Raw genomic sequence first — 6,398 nt, 5'->3', positions numbered from 1 at the left:
AATCAGCCAAAGAAGCATTAGCTTTGCAGCGCGAACAGTTTGAATTTAACAAGAAGCGTTATAACGATTACAAGGCTATGTATGGTGAATTAGAGCAAGGCCAAGTAGATGCAGCCAAAAAAGGCGTGATTGCCGATTTAGGTGGCGTAACGGCTCGTGCAACAGGCGATGTGGCTACACAATTCACCAATGCCGAAGAAGCACAGCGCAGACAGCAACAACGATTGGGCATTAACCCTAACAGTGGACGTGCTGACTCAATGGGGCGACAAACAGGTATTTCTAAAGCCTTAGCAATGGCAGGGAATATTACTTCTAATCGTGAGCTAGAAAGACGCAACGCAGAGCAGCAAACGTGGAACAGACGCGCACAGGTTAATCAAACAGGCATTGCACAGATGAATGGCTCGTTTGGTGATATGAACCAGTCTAGTAATGCTATGGCCAATACGATGAATCAGCAATCAGCACAACAATCGCAACAGGCAGGTGCATTGTTTGGTGCGGCGGGTGTTATTGCAGGTCAGTATTTGGGCGGATTGAAGAAGCCGACTGTTGAGCCAGTCGAACCTACCGCTCCTCCTGCCTACTTAACGCCAAGTTACGCACAGGGAAGTATGCCAGCGTATCAAACGCCACAGCAAACCGCTTTAAACAATCTTTACTCAGCAATTAAATACTAAGGAGTAAGTCATGGCTATTGCAGGTATCGAAGGTTTAGCACAAGGCTTGATTCAAGGCATGGCATTAAAACGCCAAAATGACCGCCAAGAGTTATTGGATGCGCGTGATGCTGAAAGGTTTGGCATGGACAAAGAACGCTTTGCCACTCAACAGGCGGCTAGTGCTTTTGACTTACAGAACGCACAGACTAATGCAGCCAATGCAGCTATCGACAGAAAAAGGGCATTGGGCATCCAAAAGAAAAACGATGATTTTGAGGCGAATCTTGGCAGGATTTTAGGTGCTGGTACTCCCGAAGGTGAATTGATGGAGCTTGAGAAAGTGCATCAGGGGAGTGGTGTTAAAGGCGCATGGGCGCGTGACCCAAAAACAGGCGGCCTTGCCAAAAATGCCGATGGCACATTTAAGTGGGTTAATGAAGATGGCACTGCTTACGATGCTAAACCCGAAGATGCTATTGGTCGTTATATTGCAAAAGTTGACCCTAAAGGCGAGTTTACAAGAAAGCGTACTCAACAAGACGAATTGGCAAAAGAAGATCGTGAGGCAAAAAGAAAGGCGGAAGAATATGCTCTACAGCATAAATACAAAGTAGACGAAATTAAAGAAACAGGCCGTCAGAATCGCTTGAATGTTAAACCCGAAAAAGAAACTCCATTATCCGCAGCAGATTTTAAGATTGTTTTTGGTGAAGAATATGAGATTGGTACAGATGCTAATGGACTGCCAAAAATGGGAAGCCGTATAAATCGCCAATTACAAAACAGATTTTTAACATGGGCATCGGTTAATAAAAGAAAAGCTACGATGTCGGCATATCAAGACTGGGTTGCTAGTGACCCTGCCGCACAGTCATTGGCATCGCCCAATAAAGACATAGATATGAATGGCAAGGGCGTACTTAAAGATATTCCTGTAAAGGGCTTAGAAGAAATTAACAAGGTAGATATGTCTGGCAAGCCGCCATTGGTATTAGGCAATCAAGGCGCAGCACAACCTGCCAGCCCTGTTAGCGGTTTGACTACTAGGCCGCCAGCTCAAGCTCAAGCTCAAGAAAATACAGAAGTTGCAATCCCTGCAAAACCTGTAAAAAAAGTACAGGTGCTTACAAAAATCTCAGGGATGCGCGGCTCTGAGAAGCAAACAAAGATAAATAACCCTTATCAGGAAATACAAGGAAAGTTTGGCGACCCTATACCTGATGGATTTAAGCGCAAAAAAGCTCCATTCGGAACAGATATACGAACACCTGAATACAATGTATTCGTATCCAATAACTACCAAGATTAGGACTTAAATAATAATGGCTAACTTATTTCAAGCGTGGGACAGAGATATTCAGGCATTGGGCGCAGCTAAAGCCAGTGATGACCAAATCGAAGCGCGTCGCCAACAATTAGCAGAGCATTTTAAGGCTAAAGCGAAAGCAGCAGGCTTATCAAGCAAAAAAATATATGAAACCTTAGACAAATTTGACGCATATTCACGCCAAAACACTACCAACGAAGATAACCGCTTATCACCTGAAGAAGAAGAAATGGCGCAGCGTGTTAAGGACGGCACAGTCACAACAGGCGCAATCAAAGAAGTAGGCAAGCGATTTAAAGATATTGGCTTAGGCGCATTGTCTAGTTTAACCCGCATGGGTGGTGATATTGCTCAAACAATTAACGATGTGAGCGACAACGACAAAACAACCTTATCAGGACAAGCGGCACAAGGTTTATACAACATAACCGATGATATTCGCAGTAATTACAGCGAAGGCACAAAAACAGCCAAGAAAGACTTTTGGAGTCCTGAAGGCTTAACAATGGGCTTGGCCGAGAACTTAGGTCAAATTGCAGGTACAGCCGCATTACTTGGTACAGGTGGCGCATTAGCAGGTGCAGCAGGTATCACTAGCAAAGCAGGAAAACTCGCAACAATGGCAGGCATGGCTGCACCATTGGCCTACAGTCAAGGCTATGGTCAAGGCAAAGAAAGCTCACTGGATGAGATTAACAAAACAAGTAACGCGCAGTTATGGGAAAACGTCAAGGCAGAAGCCAAAGCCTATGATGATGCAGGCGGCACAGGTGAAGTCCCTTATTTAGTAGGTATGTTTAAGGAAGCAAATGGCGACCTTAATCTAATGAAAGACCTGATGGCCGAAAATGCAGGTAATGTCACAGGCTTGATGACGGTTGGTACAGAACCATTAGCGATGGGTGTTGGCTCATTGATGAGTCGTGGTGCGGCAGCAGGCGGCACAGGCGTAATGGCTAAGTTTGCTAACGCTATGAACAACCAAGGTATGTCCAATGAATTAGCAAGACGTGTTGCCGCAGGTGGTAAATTGGCTATTGCAAGCCAGGCAGGCAAGATTGCAGCCACACAAATGGGTCGTGAGACAGGCCAAGAGACCTTACAAGAAGGCGGTGAAGGCTACATTGCAAAAACAGAGGGTTCTTTAGCGGCAGGACGTAAAGGTGAGCTTACAGACGAGGATTGGAGTAGTAGTGATGGTAATGGCATTATCCAACAAGGTTTACAGGGTGGTGCGATTGGTTTGCTTATGGGTGGTGGTGGTGCAATATCTACCTTACGCCATTCGTCTAAACTTGCGCTAGAAAAGAATGGCCTACCTGAAAAACATGATGCTGCACTTATTGCCCATGAACAGGCCATTGCTAACTTAGAAAAAGCAACACAGATTCTTGATTTAAACCCTGAAGATGTTAAGGCACAAGAGGTTCATGCTAAAGCCTACGATGAGGCATTGGTTGCGACAAATAACCTAGAGCAATTAACAGGTAAATTTAACGCGCTTTATACACCCGAAGAACAAGAAGTTATTAAAGCCAAAACAATGGAAGGTGTAGCGGCTCGTGCTAAGGTTGCCGAAGATGCAGCCAAAGCACAGCAAGAACTTGATGCGGCGCAGGCTAAAGCGGCTCAAGAGCAGCAAGCACAACAAAATGAGATTATTAAGGCGCAGCGTGATGCGGTGGTTAATAATTTAGCTGGTATGGTGGGTGATGATGTTGCACTGAGTAATGCCGTAGCGGATTTAGGATTAAGCGAGGAAGAAGCTAATTCATTGCTTGATGACGCGCACAAAGTAGCAAAGAAACAGAAAAAAGAAGCAGCAAAACAACCTGCTCCTGCGACAGCTACGCCTAAAACCCCATTTGAGATGGCAGTCGATGAGGCTTTTAATGCAGACGGTACTCGCAATCCAAAGGCTATGACCTCTGATATTGCCAAAAAACATAACATTCCATTAAAGCCACTTATTGACGCAATCAGTGAGCGTATTGATAGTAACGCAACAAAAACAAAAGAATCGACTAATGCAGAACTAGCGAGAAAACGCCAAGAAGCTAGACAACAAGCTGAGGTTTTATCGGAAAAGCAACAACTTGAAAACACGCTTACCGACTTTGCAAGAAACAACGACCATGACTCGATGGTCAGCTTCTTGCGTGATTATGACCCCAAAGAAGCCGATACACTCATTGCTAACGCCTATAAAGCGGTAGATAAAGAAACCAAAGCGGCACAAGATGCTGTTACAGCCAATCAAAAAGCCGAAGCCTTAAAAGTAAAAGAGTCCGAAGCTAAGACACAGGCCGAACAGAAGAAGATCGCCTTTAATCAGGACATGGCTGACTTACACACTACTAACCCTGATGCAACAATGGCAGACCTTAATGTCATTGGCAAAAAGCATGGTGTTAAAAGCCCTATTGAATTGGCTCAAGCATGGGTAAAAGCCAAGAATGAAGCTAGTACCACGCCAAAAACTAAAGAAACATTAGCATTGCCCGCGCCTGATACGGTGATGGTGGCTGATGCTCAAGGAAATGTAATACCAACAACAGAAAACAATGTACCTAAAAAGCCACGCAGTAATGATTTTTCTGTGCCAAGTGGATTAAAGGTTGATGTATCCAATGCCGAAAACACACAAAGTGATTTAGGCATAGGCTCTTATATTGGTAGTGCTTATATTGTACGCCAAGACGGACAGCCATTCCCTACGGAGCAAGTAGCACAACAAGCCTTAGAAAACAAAGCAACCAAAAAGCCAAGACGCAAAAACGAGCCAACTGTATCGAAAGACACTCATGCTGTTGTGCCTGTTGATGGTGGTTATGCGATTGCGCCTGTTGTTGAAGTTGAACAACCTAAAAAAAAGCCCGACGATAACGAAGATGGTGGTGTCATTGCTGATGCGCCTAAGCCTAATGCGCCTGTATCACCAAGCGGCGGCACTATCCCAAGAGTGCATTTAGATAGAATTAGCAGAGGACTAAAAGACGGAAAAACGGTAGAAGAAATTGCTACGAAAATACAGAAGTCATTGCCTCACTTAACTATTGAAGATGTGACTCAGCAAGTATTAGCGGCGCAAGAAAAAGCCTCTAAGCCTGCTACATTAGACTCTATTATTGGTAAATATTCTGACGATGAGGAAGTAGATGAAAAAATCAGACAATCGGCCGAAGTGTTAAAAAAGTTTTTACCTGAAACTATTGGTGATTGGAAAATTGATAAGTCAACATTTGCCACAAGAGGCGCGTGGAGTGTTTCTTACACCAAGTCATACATAGTAACAGACAGAAAAACAGGAAAAGAGGTAGTAAGCTCCACAACATCATCCGCGCCTTTAGATGAGGACGTTTTGCTTAGTGGTGATGAGCAGGCCATTAAAGACCATATTAAAGAGCGTCTAACAAAAAATGGCATAACACCAAGAGGCGTTAAAAATTGGCAACTTGATGATGCTGTATCACCTGCAGGACAGCAAGCCGTTGATAATACCCCTACGCAATCCATTGAAGGCGAGTATCAGCACAACAAGATTGAATCAGTCAAGGCAACCGTTACCAAAACAGAAAAAGGCTATGACATTAACTGGGGTGATGAGGTTCAGTCATTTACTGGCAAAAATGCAGCAGAAAAAACACAAGCAGCAATCAAAAAAGAAGGGTTTAGTAAGAAAAACCCCGACAATGATAATGGCGGTGTAGCTGTAGAGCCTGTTGCGCCTAAACCCGTATCGCCTATGGGCGGTAATAGCGCACCACAGACCGCACCTAAAACCGATGCCGAGCAAATTCGTACTATTGGAAGCAAAGAAGATGGTTTAATTGCGTCAAAATTTAGAGAAGATTTAAAATCTTTTTTAACAAAGATTGATGAAATAGATGTATATGAGAATGAGCCAAGCGAACTACACAAATTTAGCACATTTTTAACAAACGAGATTTTACAAAAACGAGCAGAAAACCAAGACGATTTAAAAGGGTTTATATCAAAATCTTTAGGTCTAGCATTAGATGAAAGCAATTATATTGGTCTTGAAGGTGCATTTAACGATAGAAGCAGAATTAATGCAGTGGAAGAGTTTTTGTATAAAAAAGCCAAAAGCACAGAGAGCTTGTCTTTTGAAAACAAAGAAAAAGAATATTCTAAAACAGAAAAAGAACATTCTAAAACCGATGCTGAACAAATTGCTCAGGCAATGGACAAAACTGCACAAGCAATCACTGAGGCGGCACACAACAAAGTTGTTGAGCGTGTTAAGAATGGCGAGGAGATTGTTTACAAACGTCCCGAAGCAATTGAACGCGCCAAGCAAGACGACCGTTATCAGGTTGAGATTAACGATAAAGGCCATGCTGTTGTTAAAAACATCAAAGACTTGAATGGTGAGTGGGTTAAAA

General features: G+C 43.5%; 3 protein-coding genes. All 3 read left to right on the top strand.

Annotated features, from left to right (window positions below; translation table 11 throughout):
* Positions 1 to 683 (top strand): hypothetical protein (locus Q0212_RS07480; protein WP_297924124.1); only part of this gene is annotated, 683 nt, incomplete at its 5' end.
* Between the two features lie 10 nt (positions 684 to 693).
* Positions 694 to 1,974: a hypothetical protein gene (locus Q0212_RS07475; protein ID WP_297924122.1), complete on the top strand. Its 1,281-nt coding sequence runs from the start codon at positions 694 to 696 to the stop codon at positions 1,972 to 1,974.
* Positions 1,975 to 1,987: 13 nt separating this feature from the next.
* The coding region (locus Q0212_RS07470) for a hypothetical protein (RefSeq protein WP_297924120.1) at positions 1,988 to 6,398 on the top strand (4,411 nt) is incomplete at its 3' end.

It is taken from the genome of uncultured Agitococcus sp. (assembly GCF_937920075.1).
GTDB lineage: Bacteria > Pseudomonadota > Gammaproteobacteria > Pseudomonadales > Moraxellaceae > Agitococcus.
Note: the sequence above shows the minus strand (reverse complement) of the source record. Positions and strands in the feature narration are given on the sequence as shown.

Bases quoted from the DNA above. Each gene is read 5' to 3' on its own strand.
- Q0212_RS07475 (WP_297924122.1), top strand. From the start codon at position 694: ATGGCTATTGCAGGTATCGAAGGTTTAGCACAAGGCTTGATTCAAGGC.